Genomic DNA, 17,658 nt, shown 5'->3' with positions numbered 1-17,658 from the left:
CCTCACTGGAGTCTCTTTTTACGGTATATGACATACCCGGCTGTAAGGATGATGATGACCGCAATCAGGCCGAGGATTAGCGGATTTCCGAACAGCGAGGTGACGATCCCTTTGTCGGCTCCAACGGTCAGCGTGAATTTCAGCGGATCCGAGATCACTGTATTGTCAAGGGCATCGCGATACCGCACTTCGGAGTCAATACCATAATCTTTCAGGGTGGCGGTTTTTTCAGCGGTGATGAGGAAAGATACGGTCCTGGTCTCGCCGGGTTTCAGATCTCCCATGTAGGCGGAATCATCGTTGCTGGTGAAGGGATCTACAAGACTGATGCGGGCCTGGGCCTGGTATGCAGTTGCCCCGCCGGTATTGGTATACTTGAGCGTGACAATTTTCTTCTGGCCCGGTGCTATGGATTGAGGATCGGGGGTAATCGCGAAACCGATCTTTCCCCCAACGGGAATCCCTATGGTCTCGATATCCGACGTGACGGTGTCGCCGTTATGATCCTTGTATCTCACGTAGACATCAAGGGGGTATGACTGGGCCTCAGCGTTGCTGGTCACAGATGCCCTGAACGTGCAGTTGGCTATCCCGTTCTCGGGAAAATTCCCGATGTACACGGTACCTTCCGTAGGGGTTACCGGGCTCTGCCCGTTCCGGGCTATGACAACAATGGCGTCCCTTGCATTCTCGTGCCCGTTATTTTTTACCACGAGATCGATGTACCCTTCTGTACCGGCATTCAGGTTCCTGATATTCTGGGAGACAACATGGATCCTGACATCCGGTTTGATGTGTATGGGGATCTCAACGTTCTCGTTTTTTACCTTATAGGAATACTCTATCGTATCGGTTCCGTACTGGTTGGCATTATACAGGTAGGTGTAATTGAGCCCAACGGGCAGATAATAGACACCAGTGGGGGTGTCGGAAGGGATGCGTACGGTGAATGTGCCGGTTGTGGTACTGCTTGCCTTTAAGTCACCGACCATCTGGGGGTCTGACTTGATGATAAGGGGACTGCTCCCGGCCCCGAGACTGATGGTGAGGAATTTTGCCGTGTTGGGGAGATCATCCCGGTCAACAATGCTGGATTTCGAGAATTTGAATTCATTCAGACCGGTGTTTTTTACTACTATCGGGAGGCGAACCTCCTGGCCCGGTGAGAATTCATTCGTCCCGGAGAGGGATGCAGAAAGTACGGGGCTTCCTGCCTGATATTGATCTCCGGCCTGTGCAGGGATCGGGATAAAAAAAGCTATCGCGATGCCAATAAGGACTAAAAGCCCGAGAAGGCTGTTAGTCTGGTTTCGCCCGGATTGCTTCCTGGAGCAGTCGTTGGCGAACGATATTTTTCTGAACGTATTCATGGCTGATCACACATATGTATCAATTGTAAGTAATAGTGTTGAGCAAAATAGTATTTAAATAATCCCCCAATGGACTATACATATTTATCAGAAATAAAAATCTCTGCGGATTCATGGTGTTATCTGCATGGTGCGGTTGGGGTACGGTATGCAGATTTTTCCCCCGATAACGTTGCCGGTCCCCTGCCAATCTCACGCGGGATCCGGCAACAACCTGGGTACTATGATCGCGAAAAATGCAATGATTGTTTATCTGTCCGGCTGAGCGCATAATCTTTTATGAATCTCCAATATGTATTGTTAATAACAAAAAATTTTAAATATTTTTAAGACATTTTATGATAATCTGCAAACCCTGCAGGAAAATGATCCTGCGGCAGCAGGGCCGGAAACCCTTTTGCGGGCCTGGGTTCCTGCCAATCGGTAAAAAATGGGTAAACGTTCATTTTGTACTACAGTACCAATTGTACAATGGAGATCTTAACGTGAAAAATCGCTCTTTCGTTGTTGTTCTCATCATTATTGCGCTGGCGTTACTGCCGGTGACGGTGAGCAGTGAGGGTGCAGCAAATACAACGGCTGTTGTGACAACTCCCCTTCCCTCCACAGAATCTCTGGTTAATACTACGACCCTGCCAGTAACGGCGGTGGTCTCAACGGTTGCGGAAACCCGCAATACCACTGCCATTCCCACGACAAATGTGACCTCTGTCCCGCAGACAACAACCGTTCTCCCCCAGAATATCTCGGTGGCAACAACCGCCTTGGCCGGTTCTATCGTGACGCAGGCATCCACCGGCAACCTCACAACCGCCTCATCCCCGCTTGGTGCCAGTGTCCTCATCGATGGTGTGTACCACGGGGTCACACCGGGAACTATCAGCGGCATTGCAGCCGGGAATCATATCGTGAGGCTGACCCTGAGCGGGTACTATGATTACGAGGGAACCATCTATGTGGTTCCCGGTCAGGTCACCTCCGTCTACGGGACCCTGCCCCCCCTGCGCGGACAGGTGGTATCAACATCCACCCTGACATCGTCAACCACGGCTCCTGTGGCAACTCCTGTACCAACAACGACATCTTCGTCAGGAGTGTTTGAGAACCCAACTGTGATTGCAGCGATCATTGGTATCATTACGGCATCAATCGGTGCAGCAGCAACCGTTTTCACTCATGTTGCAAAGATGAAAAAAGAGTGAACCACGATATTTTTTTTATAACAGTGGGATAAGCAGTGTGTTTATTTGAGGGCCCGTCTCTTTAAAATCCCGGATTTCCATTCTCCTTTTAGCGGCGCAGGACATTTTGGATCTGATCCTGCCAGGTTTTTTTCTGTTTCCAATCATTTCCCTTTGAAAACATTTCTTCAAGAGTTATTCGACGAAATCTCATGGGAATGCCTTGGGGATCAATAACGCAAAAAAAGGAACGGAAAATCCGAATCTCTGACCTCATATCCAGAAGCCTAGCTTGGATACTCTCACAAGAAAAAAGTGGCGCGAAACTGCTCCCGGATAGCGGGTCCACGTAACGTGGATCACTTTTTTAATTTTCGCGGTTTTTGTAAACCCGCAGGCATCGTGAATGGCATTTCCTCCCCCTCGGCAAACCGTCTCCAGTTTAGCTGGCTGAACATCTTCATATGAAGGATCGCTCCTTTGTTCCGGGTATTGAGAACCGAGATACCACTTGAGACAAACGGCGGTATCATCAGAAGTTCTTCATCGTCGATAATAAGTTCGAGCGCATTATCACAGTTCATGAACTTGGCCATCTCGGCAAAATCCGGGGGAGCAAAAGGCGGGGGCTTGCTGAATATTTCCCGGGAGATAACCTGAATATCCGCATTTTTCCCGGGAAAAATGGTCTCAAGTTTTCCCTGCAGGGCCGGATCGTCCGAGACTACCAGGAGGCGCATCGGGATTTCCCTGATCTTCGCATTCTCGATGGAGGGCAGGTATCGCTCCCCTACCATGCAGCTGATCTGTCGCTTCGCTTTTCTGAAGAGATCCCGGATCTTATACTCGATATTGGTGTCACCGTAGATGGTCCAGAGGGCATCCTCCTTTTCGGATTGGACCTTCTCTCTCTCTAATTTTTTGAGGGTTTCAAGAGCTGCGGCTGCTGCCTTTTTGTGCTTGCCCAAGAGTAGATCGATGGCCATTTCGGGGGAGACCGCACTGTAACGTGCAGGTTTTGAGACCCGTTTTACGGCAAGTCCCATCCCCGCAAGAGTATCCAGAGCTTCGTACACACTCGGTTTTGAGATGGCGAGGTACTCGATAATCTCCTTGGCCTCAGCATTATCGTAAAGGACGAGCGCGGCATAGACAATGGCTTCATAATTGGAAAGGCCGAGCTCGTTGAGCGATTTTACGAGGGAGGCCGGGATTTGTTCCATTGTGAATCAGGTTCACTCCTTGTAATTATAGTGTTTACTTAGTTGTTAAATTTCTTACTACTTATCGGATACATATTTAAGTTCCCAATGTGACCTCATTAAGAAAAGTGTAGTAAATATTTTTACTACTTGATTGAGGAAATATTCATGTTCGCGATTAAGAAACCACAACAATGGTTAGCCCGCCAGAATACACCGGCTCGCCGGGAATCCAAGCTCTTACATACAAAGAGTATGGAATCCACACGGGTGACGATACCCCGTCTTGGGTTTTTAATAATGCTTGTTGCCGCGCTCGGTCTCCTGGTACTACCGGTAAGTGCCTTTGAAACCCCGGAATCGATCGTTGCCGCAAGCAAGGTCTATGTATCGAATGTTGTCTATGATCCGGGTTCATTTTTCACCGGTGATTCAGGTACGGTCACGGTCTTTGTAACCAACGCCAACACCAACCAGAGTGCGGTCGTTAATCACGTCTCATTCGGGGATCAGGATATCAGACTTACAAGCCGGCCATACGATAGTTCAACCAATATCGGCCCCCTCCAGACCCAGAAGTTTGTATTTTCCGTTGAGACTGGTGCCAAAGAAGGAACCTATTATCCCACGTTCACCCTGACGTTCCGGGATGCCGACAGCCTCTACTACCGGGCAACCGTTAAAGTGGACAATACCCCTCTTGTTCTGACCATCCTTGACAAACCTGATGCGTATGCCGTGGGCCAGGAGAAGACGGTATATATGCAGGTGGCAAATCCCCGGGATAATACGGTCCGGAATGCAATTCTTGACGTGACCGGCCCGGGAATAACCGCAACCCCGGAAAAAATGTATATCGGGGACATTGCTGCCGGAGCAAAGATACCCATAAACTTCACCATTGCTCCCGATTATCCCACCACCGCGACCATCTCCTTAACCTATGACAACGGGGACAATCCTCACCGCGTTGCAATGAACCTCTCGATTCCCTTTGGTCTGGACAAAAAACAGGCAAGTCCTCTGATGAGTAATGTCCAGGTAAAACTGACCAACGGGGTGTACCATGTTACCGGGGATGTAACCAATGCCGGCCTGACAAATGCCAATGGGGTTACAGTAACCGCGATGTCGCCGGCAGTCCCGCTGGATCCCTACCGGGCCTATGTAATCGGCGCACTCAAACCGGACGATTTCGGCAGCTTTGAAGTTACGTTCAGTGCAAAAAACACCGCAACTGTCCCGCTTCAGATGTCCTACAAGGACAGCGACGGCAACATCATCACATCGCAGCAGGATATCAGCATCAGCGGCATAACTTCGGATGATACAGCAACCCAGCAGGGCAACCCGCTCCTGCCGGTTATCGGCATTCTCATCGTCATTGGAATCGGTGCCGGCTACATCTACCACAAACGGAGAAAGAACCAGTAACGGAGCAGCCATGGAACCGGTAATACAGTTCGAGGAGGTGGTGAAGATCTACCCGCTCAAGTCCGGGGATGTGACGGCCCTCAACCACATCTCCTTTTCCGTTGAGCGGGGAGAGTTCATCTCCATAATGGGACCTTCGGGGTCGGGGAAGTCGACCCTTCTCACCCTGATGGGATGTCTTGACAAGCCCACGTCCGGCAACATCTTTATGAGCGGCAAACCGATCCGGGACATGTCCGACGCAGAGCTCACCAGCCTGCGGAGAGACCGGATCGGGTTCATCTTCCAATACTTCAATCTCTTCCCGCTCTTGAACATCATCGAAAACGTCAGTTTTCCCCAGATGCTCAAGGCCGGTGTGGATGAAGAAAAAGCAAAAAAAGTACTCCGGGCAGTCCAGCTGGACGAACACCTCTATACTCATACCCCGCTTGAACTCTCGGGAGGCCAGCAGCAGCGGGTTGCCATTGCGCGTTCGCTCATCAACGACCCCGATATTCTCCTGTGCGATGAACCGACCGGAAACCTGGATTCGAAGACCGGGGCAAGCATCATGGAACTCATGACCGAACTGAACAGGAACGGTTCGACCATCATCGTGGTGACCCATGATCCCAACGTTGCCCAGTACACCAACCGGACAATCCGGATCGTTGACGGGTGCATTGCATCATGATCTTCTGGGAGATAGCCAAGCGCAACATCCGGCTCCACTTTCTCCGGTCAAGCCTCGCAATGCTCGGCATCGTGATAGGTGTTGTTGCCATAGCATCCATGGGGATTCTTGGAAACAGCATGGTTGCATCCGTGTCTGAAAGCCTCTCATCGGTAGGAGACAGCGTCATCGTAACCCCCTACAGCGGGGGTGGGGGTGGCATGGGCCCCAGTGGGGGTGGTGGCGGGAGCAGTTCCGAGAACCTGAAGATCTCGGACCAGGACTACCAGCAGATCAAACGGGCCGTTGCCCCCAGTGTTGCCATACCCGTGCTCTCGACATCGCAGCGCATGAGCGTGGGTGTGGGGAGCGATGACATCGTTGCAACCATCTATGGTGTTGATCCCCAGGATATCAAGGATTTCAACATGGTCCTGACATCGGGAGATTACAGCAACGGGAACTCCGGCTGCCTGGTTGGATCGGAGTTTGCCAAGGACAATAATATCCGGGTAGGCTCACGGATCTCTATTGGTTCGGAAGGGCAGTACGGCACGCTCCGTGTCACCGGCATCATCGAGGAGCGGGGGATGAGTTTTGATCTCAGCACGGACAATGCCGTTGTTGCGACCCGAGACTGGGTTGAATCCAACTTTGGATCCAAGGGTGAATACAACCAGGTCGTTGTCAAGGTAAAAAGCGGGCAGGATACCGCGGAGGTCAAGACCATCATCGAGAAGCAGCTGAACCGGCGGGATAAGATCGTCTCGGTGACGGACAGCAAGGCCACGCTCGCCTCGATCTACGAGACATTTGGCACCATCACGACCTTCGTGACTGCCATTGGCGGGATATCGATGGTTGTTGCCGGGGTCTCGATCTTCAACATCATGATGATGTCCGTGAACGAGCGGATCAAGGAGATAGGAATCATGCGCAGCATCGGCACCCAGAAAAAAGAGGTGATGAGCATGTTCATCTACGAAGCGGCGATCATCGGGGTTATCGGGAGTGTTGTCGGGGGTGTCCTGAGCGTGGTTGCCGGGTATGCCATCAGCGCCCTGATGCTGGGCACCACCCAGTACCTGTGGACTATCTCCAGTGCGATCTCGGTTACCGAGGGCGTAGGGTTTGGGATCGTTATCTGCCTGGCCTGCGGAGTTTACCCGGCATGGCAGGCAGCAAATATGAACCCGATCGATGCGCTGAGGCACGAGTAACGGGAAAATTTTCTTTTTCCGTGTTCATGAACCTGTCGCGGCTCGTCTGTTGGGTCCATGAAGCTATGGGACGGAACTGCATCAATGACTGGTGAATGATTATGACATTTCTTTGTAAGCAAATGATCGGACTCAAAAAAAATCGAGGCACGAATAACTCGTGAGCACCCGTGACAATTCTTTCATTTATTAAGGGAGAAAACGCCTGCAGTACCCGAGACAGTGAGGGTGTTGCCATCCTGACAGGCGATCCGAAAAAGGCGATCATCTCGTTATCAGTACCGATGATAATCGCTATGCTCCTGATGTCGAGTTATAATGTTGTTAACGCGATCTGGGTTGTAGGCCTTGGTTCTGATGCCCTTGCGGCGGTCGGGTTCATGACGCCGGTCTTCATGGTGCTCCTGGGCCTCGGAACCGGTATCGGTGCAGGGGCGACCTCGGCCATAGCGAGAAGGATTGGGGCAAACGATCGTAATGGAGCCAGCAACAATGCTGTACATGCACTAATCATTGCCCTTATCCTCTCGGTGATCATGACACTGCCGTTAGTCATTTTTGCCGAACCGATAGCCATCCTTTTCGGGGCCGGGAAGACCGCCAGCCTTGCAGTAGCATACGGACAGGTGCTTTTTGCCGGTTCATTCTTCATTCTCTTTGTCAACATTGCCTACGGGATTCTCCGGGCAGAAGGCGACGCAAAGAGAACTATGTACGCCATGGTGGCTGCAAGTCTTTTGAATATTGTTCTTGATCCCATCCTGATCTACGGGCTGGGTCTCGGTATTGCCGGGGCCGCATGGGGAACGATCCTCTCCCTTGCTGCCGCCACGGTTGTCCTCTGCTACTGGTTCTTTATCAAGAAAGATACCTATGTGTGCCTCTCCCGGCAGGTTTTCACCCCGTGCCGGAGTGTGGTCAGCGATATCCTGTACGTGGGAATCCCTGCCAGTGCTGAGTTCCTGCTGATGTCAGTGCTCAGTATCATTCTCAACCTGATCCTCGTTATCGTAACTACGACTGATGCCGTGGCGGTCTTTTCCGTTGGCTTCAGGATAGTATCGTATGGCATTACTCCTATTGTTGCTATAGGTACATCTGTTGTATCGGTTGCCGGTGCAGCATACGGGGCAAAACATTTCGGGAAGATTCGGGTTGTCCACACCTTCTCGATTATCTTCGGCCTCGCCATCGCACTCTGTGTCAGTGCCATTACCTTTGTATTTGCCTACCCGATCGCCTCCCTTTTTTCCTATTCAGCGGAAAGTGCCCATCTCTATCCGGCAATTGCCGCATTCATCGGGGTCATGTGCTTTTTTTATCCCTTTGTACCGCTGGGTCTCCTGTCTTCTTCAATCTTCCAGGGTGTCGGGAAAGGACCAACTTCCCTTTTTCTCACGTTCATGAGGAGCCTTGTATTTGCGGCGGTCTTTGCGTACCTGTTTGCAATTTTCTTAGGGATGGGAGAGCAGGGGGTCTGGTGGGGGGTGGTTGCCGGGGAGATTGCAGGAGGTCTGCTGGCATATGGCTGGGCAAGGGCCTATCTTGCGAGACTGGATCGTCGGTGCTGTGAAGATCCGGCCTTATCCGAAGGGAGTGCATTCCCATGACCCCCACAAAAGTACCGGGTTGGATGGAGACACGTCCATTTGTCCAAGGGGGAAGATTCCCGTGAAGTAAAATGGAAATGAAACCGTCCAGGAACGTCAAACCCGGAATATTCATCTGGTGATGGCGGGCATAATCAGAAGGGAATAACAGTATTGGAATTTTCCACCCGGGGATATGGAGAGAAAAGGATGCAAAGCCTGCAAGTACCGAGAAAACCCCTGTCCTTTTCCTTTCGGAATATGCCCCGGACATCAGGCATTGACCGCATATATTCCCCGACCGCGATGACCCGTATGAATTGCCCTCTCAACTGTCCACCGGCACCCGGGGACGAAATTCCTGTACCTTTAATTTGCTATTATATCGGGGATCTGCCTTGAGATCCCCGCCCAAATGATGGATCTAACTTCGTTAGTCCGGATACTGTGACGCAGGAGGTCGTCATTTATATTGTACTTTTATGAGGGGAGCCTGCTGTACTCATGACTTCTTTCCCCATTCCAGGAATCCGTCCGCGAGGTACCGGGATGGGAGCGGGGTTTTGTCATCAGGAATTCTCTGCCAGATCCGGTTGGGTGCGGATAACGTAGTGCTTTATATGGGGTGGTTCCCCCCTGAATGAGGGGGGTCGGATGGGCGAAAAGTGTTTTTGCCGGAACCGGCACCGTGAGGATACTTTCATCGTAAATTATGCTGTTTTCCACAAATGAGTCAGATGTTAAAAACAAAAAAATGTGGTCCGACCCCCAAATATCCACACTTATTGCTGGTGGAAAAAGGAGAATTTTACGTCGTTTCATTGCCTTTAATGGAGTCAAAAGGCTAATGGGGGTCGGATGGTTTACTTTTGCATGCCAGAGCCGTGGCCTGCGAAAACCGGGGCAACCGGTTGTTGAGCGGATTGTCAGGAAGGGGAAAAATGCATATAAGGGGCTTTTGGGGCTTACAGGTAGATATCAAAAAAGAGTTACATCTTGATCTGCGCCAGCGCATCAAAGGCGATCTTCCGGAACACGGCCGGATCGATCGTTGGGTACTGTTCTTTTGCCTTGATGACATCCGGGGCCGTTCCCGCTGCGCAGGCCTCGACCCGGTCAAGGGTCCGCTCTGCAGCGTCCAGCACCCAGAGATCCCGGGTGTCCTTGTCCACAACCGTGATCGACTCCACCCGGACAGAGACGAGGAATGACCCGTCCGGTTTCTGGTACAGGTTAGGCTTGCCGACAACAGCAACGAACGCCGGCGTCTCGATCTTGGCCAGCTGCTGCATGGCCTCGGGCTGGTAGCTGCCGGCCATCACAAAGAACGTGCCGCTCGGGTCGACAACGCGGCCCCGGTAAAAGACGTTCTGGTCTCCCTGCCGCTGCTTCTCGGTCAGGGTTCCCACAAGGAAGATCCGGTTGCAGCGCTCTCCGGACGGAAGGAGGACGAACGTAGGGCTCTTCTCGTCCTCCCCGTCCTTGAACTGGTACCGGCACTCGCGCAGTTCGCCGGCAAAGACCCGGCGTGCCGGTTCCCGCTCGAACGAACCATCCCTGCGCCCCATATCCCCCTGGTTTGTGCTCATGGTACACCCCCGGCCCGGTTCAGCAGGCGGGCATGTTCCCCGCTCTCAAAGGAAGAGCGCTCGCACTTGTTGACCAGGAGGCGGTTGTCGATCTCGCGCCCGTTGCAGGTGATGTACCGCCCAAGTACCTTCTCGCGCATCTGGAGAAAGACCTCATCCATCCCCAGCGGGTTGTTCTCCGCGATCTCCTGAGCCTTTTCGAGATTTATTTCCGTGAGGGCTTCCACGACATCGCGCTGGAGCAGGATGCTGTGGGTCTTCTCCCCGTCATCGAGCCAGCCCTTGATCCGGAGATCGTACGTGAATTTCGGCTGGATCTCGTGGACCGGGCAGTAGTTCTGGCGCGAGAGGGCACGGTTGCACCCCTCGACCGGGCAGCGCTTGATGAGCCCGGAACCCGGGGCAACGTGCACGATTGCTCCCCGGAAGGTCGCTTCCCCGCCGCTCACCGGGATATCCCCCTCATCCTGCATAACCGTTGCCGGTGTCAGGTTCAGCGAGAGCCTCCCGTTGAACTCATCAACCTGGGCATAGAAGATATTGTACACGGCCCCGACAACCAGCTTCTCCTTGCCGGGCTCTTTCCACAGCACGAACTTGACGGTCCCGGTCTCGTCCCCGAGGAGGCCTGACTGGAGCATCCGCTCGTGGGAGGCGTCCCATTCCTGAACAACCTTTCCCCGGATACTGCCGATCCCGGGACGGAGGTCTTTTATCGGCATCGGGTTCGGAATCAGGGCCCGGTCTTCCCCGATCTCCTTGATGGTGGTACCGGAGTGGATCTTCAGGTTCGGGATATCCTTGTACTCGTCGACTACGGCCGATTCGATCCGGTACCAGACTCCTTCGGCCATGACCGGTGCATTGGCTTTTGCCCAGGCAACGAACCGGATCGCGCCGGACTCGTCGGCTATGATCCCGCTCTGGCCAATTGCAGGTGACGCCGGCGGGGAAAGGGAAACGATCTTACCCTCGATCGTCACCCATTCGCCGGAAACGGCTTCCGCGATCTTCTTCTCTTCCGTCCCGCCACCGCTCTTTACGGCTCCACCCGTCCCGCCCAGGGGTATATTGTACTCCTTTGCGAGTTCGTTCGTAACGCTGCGCTCCGCCTCTGATGGCTGGACGCCGAATTCCTGCACGAGCCGGCGGAGCTTGCCCTCGATCTTCTGGGCATCCGCCTGGTGTCCGTCTTTTGTGAACTTTCGGGAGATTCTGTTTGCTGCTTCGGAAAAATCCATATCTTACATCTCCAGTTTCAATCAGGTTTTATCCGGACTATATAGGGTGACCATGTGTAGTGAAAGTGTCGGATTGGATCCTGCACCGCCGCGATAATCAGGTTTATGTACCCAAAAGGAGACTTAGATGATACTATGTCTGAAATAACCGCTGACAGCACCATCTACGATCTTCTCAAGGCAAAGCCCGAAGCAACCGATGCCCTCTTCAAGTTCGGCATGGGCTGTGTCGGCTGTGCGATCGCCCGTGGCGAGACCATAAGGGAAGCCGCTGAAGCTCACGGTATCCCGCTGCCCGAGCTCCTCTCGGCCCTCGGGATCAAAGAGTAAACCGGAATAAATTTTTTTATCTCTTTTTTGCTGCTGAAACACGTTTCAGCTCATCCAGCCCCGCACCCGGGTACTTTTTCAGGTACGCGGCAGTCTCCGGTTCGTGCAGGAGCGTGCACGCTGCACAGTTCCAGACCTTTCCCCCGTTTGCGCTCTCCACCCACTGCCCGAGACCCTCGTCCCTGCACGGGTAGAACGGGCAGTAACAGAAATCGCAGGCCTGTCCCTTGAAATGGCAGGGGTAGTAGGGGCAGGTTTCCGGCACCCATTCGATCCAGTGTTCGCCTTTGAACCGGCTGAAGATGAAGAAGCCCGGCCGGTCGGACCGGACCCCGGTATCATGCCGTATGAGAGCTTCGGGTAATCCGTGGGCTATTGCCCCGCGGATTCTCGTCCCGGCTGCGGAGAGGCGTCCTGCCGACAGGTGGACCGTGTCGCCTTCGCAGGCAACTATCACGCCGTCCGATGGTGTGCCGGAGATCGGGAGATCGAGCGCCTGGAGCGCCTCGGCCTTTGCTTCGGTTGCAATCATAACTGCTTCCACGAGCGCTGCATCATCCAGGCCCTCGGTGCTTGTGATGATGATCGTGATCCCCCCCGATCCTGCCGGGGGTTCGCGCCGGATGCCGGCCGCGATGAACAGGGTTATGAAATCATATTGCAGGATACAGAACTGGCAGCCCGGAATCGCGGAAATGAACCCCATGTATTCCATGTCCAGGCCGGCATCGGCTGCAACCCTGCCGAGTACCTTGTCGGGTTCCTCAGAAATGTCCGCACCGGGTGACATTGTGTGGTGGAGCAGTGTTGATACCGAGCGGATCCCCCCGCAGACTCCGGTGCCTGCAGCGCGGAGCGGACCGCGGATGAAAAGAGTATTGATATGGGTAAAAAATCTCATGCAACCGAGTAGCGTGTCCGGTCCTTGAGTTCCTGCTGTTTACCGGCGTTCCACCCGGAAACGTCCTGCAGGTACCCGGTCACCCGGCTTACCTGTACGACATCGTGCGAACCGCATTCGGGGCAGATCGCCTGGCCGCAGAGCGGGCAGTACTCGATCCCCGAGATGATCTCGTGGGTGCAGTGGCAGTGATCGAGCGGGCACATCACTTCAAGGTGCGTCTCCCCGCAGTTGGGGCAGGGGTTCTGGTCAACGATAAGGTGGCAGGTGTGGCACTTGAATTTACGGTCCTTTTCTGGAATATCCTCGAGTTTCTTGTATCTGCCTGCAAATGTCCGTTGTTCCGCCGTCCAATCCATACTATAACATCGTGCAGGGCGTTAATAAATATTGAGAACCTCCCGGTTCAACGAACTGCGATTTCATCCATTTAGCAGCGCAGATATGCCGATCAGGCCGCAAAAACCCTTCATTTAAATATATTAATAAAATCAGGATGTCATTTGGGGCCGGTTTTCCTAACATGGCTGGAAACCGGTTATCAGATCCTGCGAAACATATTTACCACGCTTACATCCTTTCGCAGGAACCTTGTCCGGGAAATCCCGGACACGCAGATTATTTTCCGGATCGTACGTGTGCAAACCCTTCCGCGGCCGCGCCCGGATCTTCGGCTTCGTAGATGGCCCGGCCGACAATGATGCCGTCAACCGTCTTTGCAATCGTGGCTGCATCCCCTCCCTGTGCCCCGACGCCCGGGGAGAGTATCTTCCGGGTACCCACGATCTTCCTGAGCTCCCGTGTCCGCTCCGGCCGGGTGGCGGGGGCGATGATCCCGTCAGCCCCGCATTCCATGGCGAGACGGGCTATCTTCTCTGCAGCCCCGCCATGGAAGAATTCGGTTGCTCCCGGGTGGCTCATCTCGGCCACCACGAAACACGAACCTCCGCAGTCCGCGGATACGTCCACGCAGGCCTGGACTGAGTCCCTGCCAACAAAGCCGTGACAGATGATTGAAGCGAACCCGGCATCGAAGACCTGCTCGGCGATGAGCCGGTTGGTGTTGGGGATATCGGCGACCTTGAAGTCCGCGATGAGCGGGAGGTCGAGGTCTTCAAGGTCGTCGGCAATGGAGAGCCCGCAGGAGAGGATGAGGGGATAACCAAGCTTGATTGCATCCAGTTGGGGGGCGCAGGCTTCTGCTATCGCGATGGCTTTTTTCCTGTCCGTGGCATCCAGGGCAAGGATCAGTTCAGCCATGGTGCAGCCGCTCCATGACCGCAGCAACGAGAACCGGGAGCGTGATCGTTGCGTCGCCGTAGACCGTGACGGCCTGGGCTTCTTCGGTGATCTTGCCCCAGGACCGGGCCTCGTCGAGTGTTGCGCCCGAGAGCCCGCCAAGGTCGGGACGGTCGCCGGTCAGCTGGATCGCGTAACTGAACCCGTTCGGGGTCATGAGCATGCTCTGGAGGATGAAGTTCTTCGGAACCCCGCCGCCCACGAGCATTGCTCCGGCCTTCTTTACGGTAAAACAGAGATCCATGAGGGCCGGCATATCGGCAAAAGCATCGACCGTCACCTTGTTGGTCTGGGAGAAGAGCCAGTACTGGAGGCCGATCATTGAGTCCTGCACCGCAGGGCAGTAGACCGGGATGTTGTTCCGGGCTGCGGTGTGGAGGATGCCGGACTTTGCGTTGTTCCCGATATGCTTAAGGAGTCCTGAAATGGAGATGGTGCTCCCCGGTTCGAGTTCCCCGAACACGCCCTGCATGAATTCTTCGAAGTGCTCAAAGGCCTCGTTCGGGAGGTAGACATCGTAGATCCGGTTGATCTCGTCGTGGCGGAGCTCGATGTCGTTGCAGAAGGCTGTGCCGTGGAAATGCCGGCACCCGATAGCCTCGATGATGTCGTGGGTGAGGTTGGCCCCGGTCGAGACGAGCACGTCGATGTGTTTGGACCGGATGAGGTCGGAGACGATCCCGCCCATCCCCGCGGGTACCATGGCCCCGGCCAGCCCGAAGAACTTCGTTGTCTCGGGATTTCGGAGCATCTGCTCGTAAATATCAGCGGCCCGGGAGAGGGAGCCGCCGTTGTATGCCCCGGCCTCTCCCATTGCCCTGACCAGTTCATTGACTGTCATGCCCGGCTTGACGTGCAGCTGGGTGACCGGCTCATCGCATGGATGTGTCATGATTCTCCCCAATTATTGCCGGTATATTGGCGGTCCGGCCTGATAACTGTGTTTCAGGAGCAGGCTCCCCTCACTATCAGGCACCGGGGATCCGGTTTCGGCGGCAGTTGTTGACAGAAATCCCGCAGCACGTATGATTGAGGGAGTACCATAAATACATCGCTACAGGAACTATTGAACTAAAATACCGATCGAATGCCCTCCCTGCAGTTGCTTTAACGAATATGTTACTGGGAGAAGAGATGCCCGCGGGAAAGGAGAGTGCTTTTTCACGGCAACACCGGAAAAAAGATTGAGGTGAATGGTGCCAGCAGAGGGGAAGATCACGGGAAAGATTAGGCAGTTTCCTGCCCTCCGCGGAATTCTTCCCTTAAAAAGATCCCAGGTGCCGCTGGATATCATTGCGGGAATAACCCTTGCGGCTCTCGCAATTCCCCAGGTGATGGGGTACGCAAAAATTGCCGGCATCCCTGTTGTCTATGGTCTCTATACCGTTCTGATTCCCCTGGCGGTATTTGCTCTCTTCGGATCTTCACGTCACTTGGTGGTTGCTGCAGATTCTGCAACCGCGGCACTCCTGGCAACTGCGCTGGTGAACATGGCCCTGCCCGGGTCCCCCCAGTACATTGCGCTTGCGGGAATGGCAGCGCTGCTCGCAGCGGGATTTTTGATACTCGCTCGTATCTTCAGACTTGGTTTTATCGCGGATTTTCTCTCCCGCGCTGTGCTTATCGGGTTTCTGACCGGCGTGGGAGTACAGGTAGCCCTGGGTCAGATTCCCGAGATGCTTGGGTTATCAAAAGGGGCGCATAACCCCATCCTGCAGATCGCCGAGATAGTCAGAGACGTCCCCCAGGTGAACGGCTTAACGGTTGTCCTCTCAATTCTGATCCTTGCCATCCTCCTTGGAGGAAGCCGGTTTCTGAAAAAGATCCCCTGGCCTTTTCTTGTGGTAACCGGGACTATCATTGCGAGTTGGGCACTTGCTTTTGAAACCTACGGGATAAAAACGATTGGCGTGGTCCCTGCGGGTCTTCCCACACTTGTATTTCCCGCTGTGCCACTTGACAGGATCCCCGATCTTCTCGGTGTTGCTGCAGCTTGTTTTATTGTAATTCTTGCCCAGAGCGCTCTCACGTCGCGGGCATATGCTCTGCGACACGGGGAGAAATTTGACGAGGAGGGGGATCTTGTCGGCCTTGGCCTTTCCAACGCTGCCGCAGGGATGACGGGGACGTTTGTTGTCAACGGGAGCCCGACCATGACAGAAGTTGCCGATAGTTCCGGGGGAAGATCCCAGCTTACCCAGCTGGTCACGGTCGGCATAGTCCTTATCGCTCTGCTGTTTTTTACCGTGCCTCTTTCCTACCTTCCTGGTGCGGTGCTGGCGACTATTGTCTTTGCCATCGGGATTCATCTGATCGATATCAAAGGCTTAAAAGAACTGTTGTTCCGCCGTCCCGTGGAATTTATCGTGGCGTTCATAACGGCGATGACCGTGATCTTTGTCGATGTGGGATGGGGTATCATTCTCGCGGTTGTTCTCTCCATCATCGTTCATCTCCGCCATAGTTACCAGCCGCGGAATTTCCTGCTGGTCGAAGCCCCGAACCGGGGGTGGGTGTTCACACCTCTCGAATCGGGGAATCAGGCTGCACCGGGACTTGCGGTGTACCAGTTCGGGGCAAACCTGTATTATGCCAATGAGGCCCGTTTCTCCGGTGAAATTATGGATATTGTGACCAGCGCGAGCCCGCCCCTGAAATGGTTCTGTATATCTGCATCGTCAATACATGATATCGATTACTCCGGTTCCGAAGCACTGAAGCAACTGCACGGGGAACTCAAAAAACGGGGTGTCGTGCTTGTAATGAGTTATGTTGAAGATCATGTCCGGCACCAGCTGGAACGGGACAAGCTCATCGATCTGATTGGCAAGGAACACATCTTCGAGTTCACCAGGGATGTCCTTGTTGCCTATGAAAAATTGCCCCGGGGATCATAGGGGGTCTTCCCAATGTTTCCTTTTTTTATACCCGGGACTGCCTCACTTTTTCCATCACTGACGACAGGATGCCGGTAAATACCTGACGGTTGATACCCGGGTGATACCCGGAAAATAAAAAAAGGTTATACCGATACTGCAATGATAGTTTCATCCTTTCTCATAAGCAGACCGGCAACGATACTGATAATACCGTAAATCACGCCGAAGATCCCGATCAAGATGACAACGACCAGCGTACCCTGTGTCGGGAACGGCACTACCGCGATAAGCAGGCCGAAGATCATCGCGATCACACCGGCAATCCAGAGAAGGAAGCGGTGCTGCGCACCCTTCATGGCTGCAGCAAAGATCACATCGGCGATCCCGGTTACGATCAGCCAGAGCGCCACGAGGAAGGTCATCACAACGATGAGCCAGACCGGTGAGATAAAGATGAGGATCGCAATGATAATCCCGATGATCGAGAGGATAAACGCACTCCAGCGGTGGAGGGGCGGATGTTCAGAAGAGAGACTGATACCCCCCATGATGATGCTGATTATCAGCAGGAAAATCCCGACCAGGTACGCGATTACCCCTTCGATACTGACCGGAACGATGAAACAAAGGATCCCGATGATGAGTGCAAAGACTCCTCTGATGAGGAGCCCGCTTTTGGTAATAATTTCCGTTTCCATATTTTTCGCCTCAGGGGAAAGCAAGGGTACCACCGTTCCGGGACCTATTACTCCCGCGATGACTCCGGCC

Annotated in this window: 16 protein-coding genes; 7 read left to right on the top strand and 9 right to left on the bottom strand. The window is 53.8% G+C overall.

Annotated elements, in window-relative coordinates; genetic code table 11:
• Positions 1 to 2 precede the first annotated feature (2 nt).
• Positions 3 to 1,370 (bottom strand): COG1361 S-layer family protein, encoded by a 1,368-nt coding sequence (locus WC598_RS05025; protein ID WP_372960384.1) that lies wholly within the window; start codon positions 1,368 to 1,370, stop codon positions 3 to 5.
• Positions 1,371 to 1,855: 485 nt separating this feature from the next.
• Here WC598_RS05025 and WC598_RS05020 point away from each other — a divergent pair, with 485 nt between their 5' ends.
• Positions 1,856 to 2,572 carry a PEGA domain-containing protein gene (locus WC598_RS05020; RefSeq protein WP_372960383.1) on the top strand — a complete coding sequence of 239 codons (717 nt, stop codon included), beginning with the start codon at positions 1,856 to 1,858 and terminating at the stop codon, positions 2,570 to 2,572.
• A 338-nt stretch (positions 2,573 to 2,910) separates the two neighbouring features.
• Here the strand turns inward: WC598_RS05020 and WC598_RS05015 are convergent, their stop codons facing one another.
• Positions 2,911 to 3,774, bottom strand: coding sequence for a TrmB family transcriptional regulator (locus WC598_RS05015; protein WP_372960382.1), 864 nt, complete (start codon positions 3,772 to 3,774; stop codon positions 2,911 to 2,913).
• Positions 3,775 to 3,921: 147 nt separating this feature from the next.
• Between WC598_RS05015 and WC598_RS05010 the strand changes: the two genes are divergently transcribed.
• The 4 genes from WC598_RS05010 (at position 3,922) to WC598_RS04995 (ending at position 8,672) form a co-directional block, all read left to right on the top strand.
• Positions 3,922 to 5,187: an LPXTG cell wall anchor domain-containing protein gene (locus WC598_RS05010; protein ID WP_372960381.1), complete on the top strand. Its 1,266-nt coding sequence runs from the start codon at positions 3,922 to 3,924 to the stop codon at positions 5,185 to 5,187.
• A gap of 10 nt (positions 5,188 to 5,197) precedes the next feature.
• A complete protein-coding gene (locus tag WC598_RS05005) occupies positions 5,198 to 5,863 on the top strand; it encodes an ABC transporter ATP-binding protein (RefSeq protein WP_372960380.1) in 666 nt (221 codons plus the stop codon).
• A complete protein-coding gene (locus tag WC598_RS05000) occupies positions 5,860 to 7,062 on the top strand; it encodes an ABC transporter permease (RefSeq protein WP_372960379.1) in 1,203 nt (400 codons plus the stop codon). Before WC598_RS05005 ends, WC598_RS05000 begins: the two co-directional genes overlap by 4 nt.
• Before the next feature lie 170 nt (positions 7,063 to 7,232).
• Complete coding sequence (locus WC598_RS04995) at positions 7,233 to 8,672, top strand: MATE family efflux transporter (RefSeq protein ID WP_372960378.1); 1,440 nt, start codon at positions 7,233 to 7,235, stop codon at positions 8,670 to 8,672.
• A 968-nt stretch (positions 8,673 to 9,640) separates the two neighbouring features.
• Here the strand turns inward: WC598_RS04995 and WC598_RS04990 are convergent.
• The gene (locus tag WC598_RS04990; RefSeq protein WP_372960377.1) at positions 9,641 to 10,240 is read right to left on the bottom strand and encodes an RPA family protein; all 600 of its coding nucleotides are present in this window, start codon (positions 10,238 to 10,240) and stop codon (positions 9,641 to 9,643) included.
• Positions 10,237 to 11,481: a nucleotide-binding protein gene (locus tag WC598_RS04985; RefSeq protein ID WP_372960376.1), complete on the bottom strand. Its 1,245-nt coding sequence runs from the start codon at positions 11,479 to 11,481 to the stop codon at positions 10,237 to 10,239. The genes WC598_RS04990 and WC598_RS04985 overlap by 4 nt, the downstream gene beginning before the upstream one ends.
• A gap of 135 nt (positions 11,482 to 11,616) precedes the next feature.
• Between WC598_RS04985 and WC598_RS04980 the strand changes: the two genes are divergently transcribed.
• On the top strand, positions 11,617 to 11,811 hold the full coding sequence (locus WC598_RS04980) for a DUF1858 domain-containing protein (RefSeq protein WP_372960375.1): 195 nt from the start codon (positions 11,617 to 11,619) through the stop codon (positions 11,809 to 11,811).
• A gap of 16 nt (positions 11,812 to 11,827) precedes the next feature.
• Here WC598_RS04980 and WC598_RS04975 read toward each other — a convergent pair whose 3' ends face one another.
• The 4 genes from WC598_RS04975 to WC598_RS04960 all read right to left on the bottom strand — a co-directional run bounded on the left by WC598_RS04975 (position 11,828) and on the right by WC598_RS04960 (position 14,903).
• Complete coding sequence (locus tag WC598_RS04975; RefSeq protein WP_372960374.1) at positions 11,828 to 12,712, bottom strand: cysteine-rich small domain-containing protein; 885 nt, start codon at positions 12,710 to 12,712, stop codon at positions 11,828 to 11,830.
• The gene (gene nrdD, locus WC598_RS04970) at positions 12,709 to 13,071 is read right to left on the bottom strand and encodes an anaerobic ribonucleoside-triphosphate reductase (RefSeq protein WP_372960373.1); all 363 of its coding nucleotides are present in this window, start codon (positions 13,069 to 13,071) and stop codon (positions 12,709 to 12,711) included. Before nrdD ends, WC598_RS04975 begins: the two co-directional genes overlap by 4 nt.
• Positions 13,072 to 13,330: 259 nt before the next feature.
• Positions 13,331 to 13,972 carry an orotidine-5'-phosphate decarboxylase gene (pyrF, locus tag WC598_RS04965; protein WP_372960372.1) on the bottom strand — a complete coding sequence of 214 codons (642 nt, stop codon included), beginning with the start codon at positions 13,970 to 13,972 and terminating at the stop codon, positions 13,331 to 13,333.
• The gene (locus WC598_RS04960) at positions 13,965 to 14,903 is read right to left on the bottom strand and encodes a deoxyhypusine synthase (RefSeq protein ID WP_372960371.1); all 939 of its coding nucleotides are present in this window, start codon (positions 14,901 to 14,903) and stop codon (positions 13,965 to 13,967) included. Before WC598_RS04960 ends, pyrF begins: the two co-directional genes overlap by 8 nt.
• 301 nt (positions 14,904 to 15,204) lie before the next feature.
• Here WC598_RS04960 and WC598_RS04955 point away from each other — a divergent pair, with 301 nt between their 5' ends.
• On the top strand, positions 15,205 to 16,908 hold the full coding sequence (locus tag WC598_RS04955) for a SulP family inorganic anion transporter (protein ID WP_372960370.1): 1,704 nt from the start codon (positions 15,205 to 15,207) through the stop codon (positions 16,906 to 16,908).
• A 125-nt stretch (positions 16,909 to 17,033) separates the two neighbouring features.
• On the opposite strand, the gene WC598_RS04950 is transcribed toward WC598_RS04955, so the two are convergent.
• A complete protein-coding gene (locus WC598_RS04950; protein WP_372960369.1) occupies positions 17,034 to 17,588 on the bottom strand; it encodes an HdeD family acid-resistance protein in 555 nt (184 codons plus the stop codon).
• Positions 17,589 to 17,658: the final 70 nt, after the last annotated feature.

Source organism: Methanoregula sp., assembly GCF_041645475.1.
Taxonomy (GTDB): Archaea; Halobacteriota; Methanomicrobia; order Methanomicrobiales; family Methanospirillaceae; genus Methanoregula.
This window is presented reverse-complemented; position numbering and strand designations above follow the sequence as displayed.

Coding starts and splice junctions, on each gene's coding strand:
- pyrF (WP_372960372.1), bottom strand. CDS start 13,972: ATGGCTGAACTGATCCTTGCCCTGGATGCCACGGACAGGAAAAAAGCC.
- WC598_RS04980 (WP_372960375.1), top strand. CDS start 11,617: ATGTCTGAAATAACCGCTGACAGCACCATCTACGATCTTCTCAAGGCA.
- WC598_RS04960 (WP_372960371.1), bottom strand. CDS start 14,903: ATGACACATCCATGCGATGAGCCGGTCACCCAGCTGCACGTCAAGCCG.
- nrdD (WP_372960373.1), bottom strand. CDS start 13,071: ATGGATTGGACGGCGGAACAACGGACATTTGCAGGCAGATACAAGAAA.
- WC598_RS05010 (WP_372960381.1), top strand. CDS start 3,922: ATGTTCGCGATTAAGAAACCACAACAATGGTTAGCCCGCCAGAATACA.
- WC598_RS04955 (WP_372960370.1), top strand. CDS start 15,205: ATGGTGCCAGCAGAGGGGAAGATCACGGGAAAGATTAGGCAGTTTCCT.
- WC598_RS04990 (WP_372960377.1), bottom strand. CDS start 10,240: ATGAGCACAAACCAGGGGGATATGGGGCGCAGGGATGGTTCGTTCGAG.
- WC598_RS05025 (WP_372960384.1), bottom strand. CDS start 1,370: ATGAATACGTTCAGAAAAATATCGTTCGCCAACGACTGCTCCAGGAAG.
- WC598_RS04985 (WP_372960376.1), bottom strand. CDS start 11,481: ATGGATTTTTCCGAAGCAGCAAACAGAATCTCCCGAAAGTTCACAAAA.
- WC598_RS05005 (WP_372960380.1), top strand. CDS start 5,198: ATGGAACCGGTAATACAGTTCGAGGAGGTGGTGAAGATCTACCCGCTC.
- WC598_RS05015 (WP_372960382.1), bottom strand. CDS start 3,774: ATGGAACAAATCCCGGCCTCCCTCGTAAAATCGCTCAACGAGCTCGGC.
- WC598_RS04950 (WP_372960369.1), bottom strand. CDS start 17,588: ATGGAAACGGAAATTATTACCAAAAGCGGGCTCCTCATCAGAGGAGTC.
- WC598_RS04975 (WP_372960374.1), bottom strand. CDS start 12,712: ATGAGATTTTTTACCCATATCAATACTCTTTTCATCCGCGGTCCGCTC.
- WC598_RS05000 (WP_372960379.1), top strand. CDS start 5,860: ATGATCTTCTGGGAGATAGCCAAGCGCAACATCCGGCTCCACTTTCTC.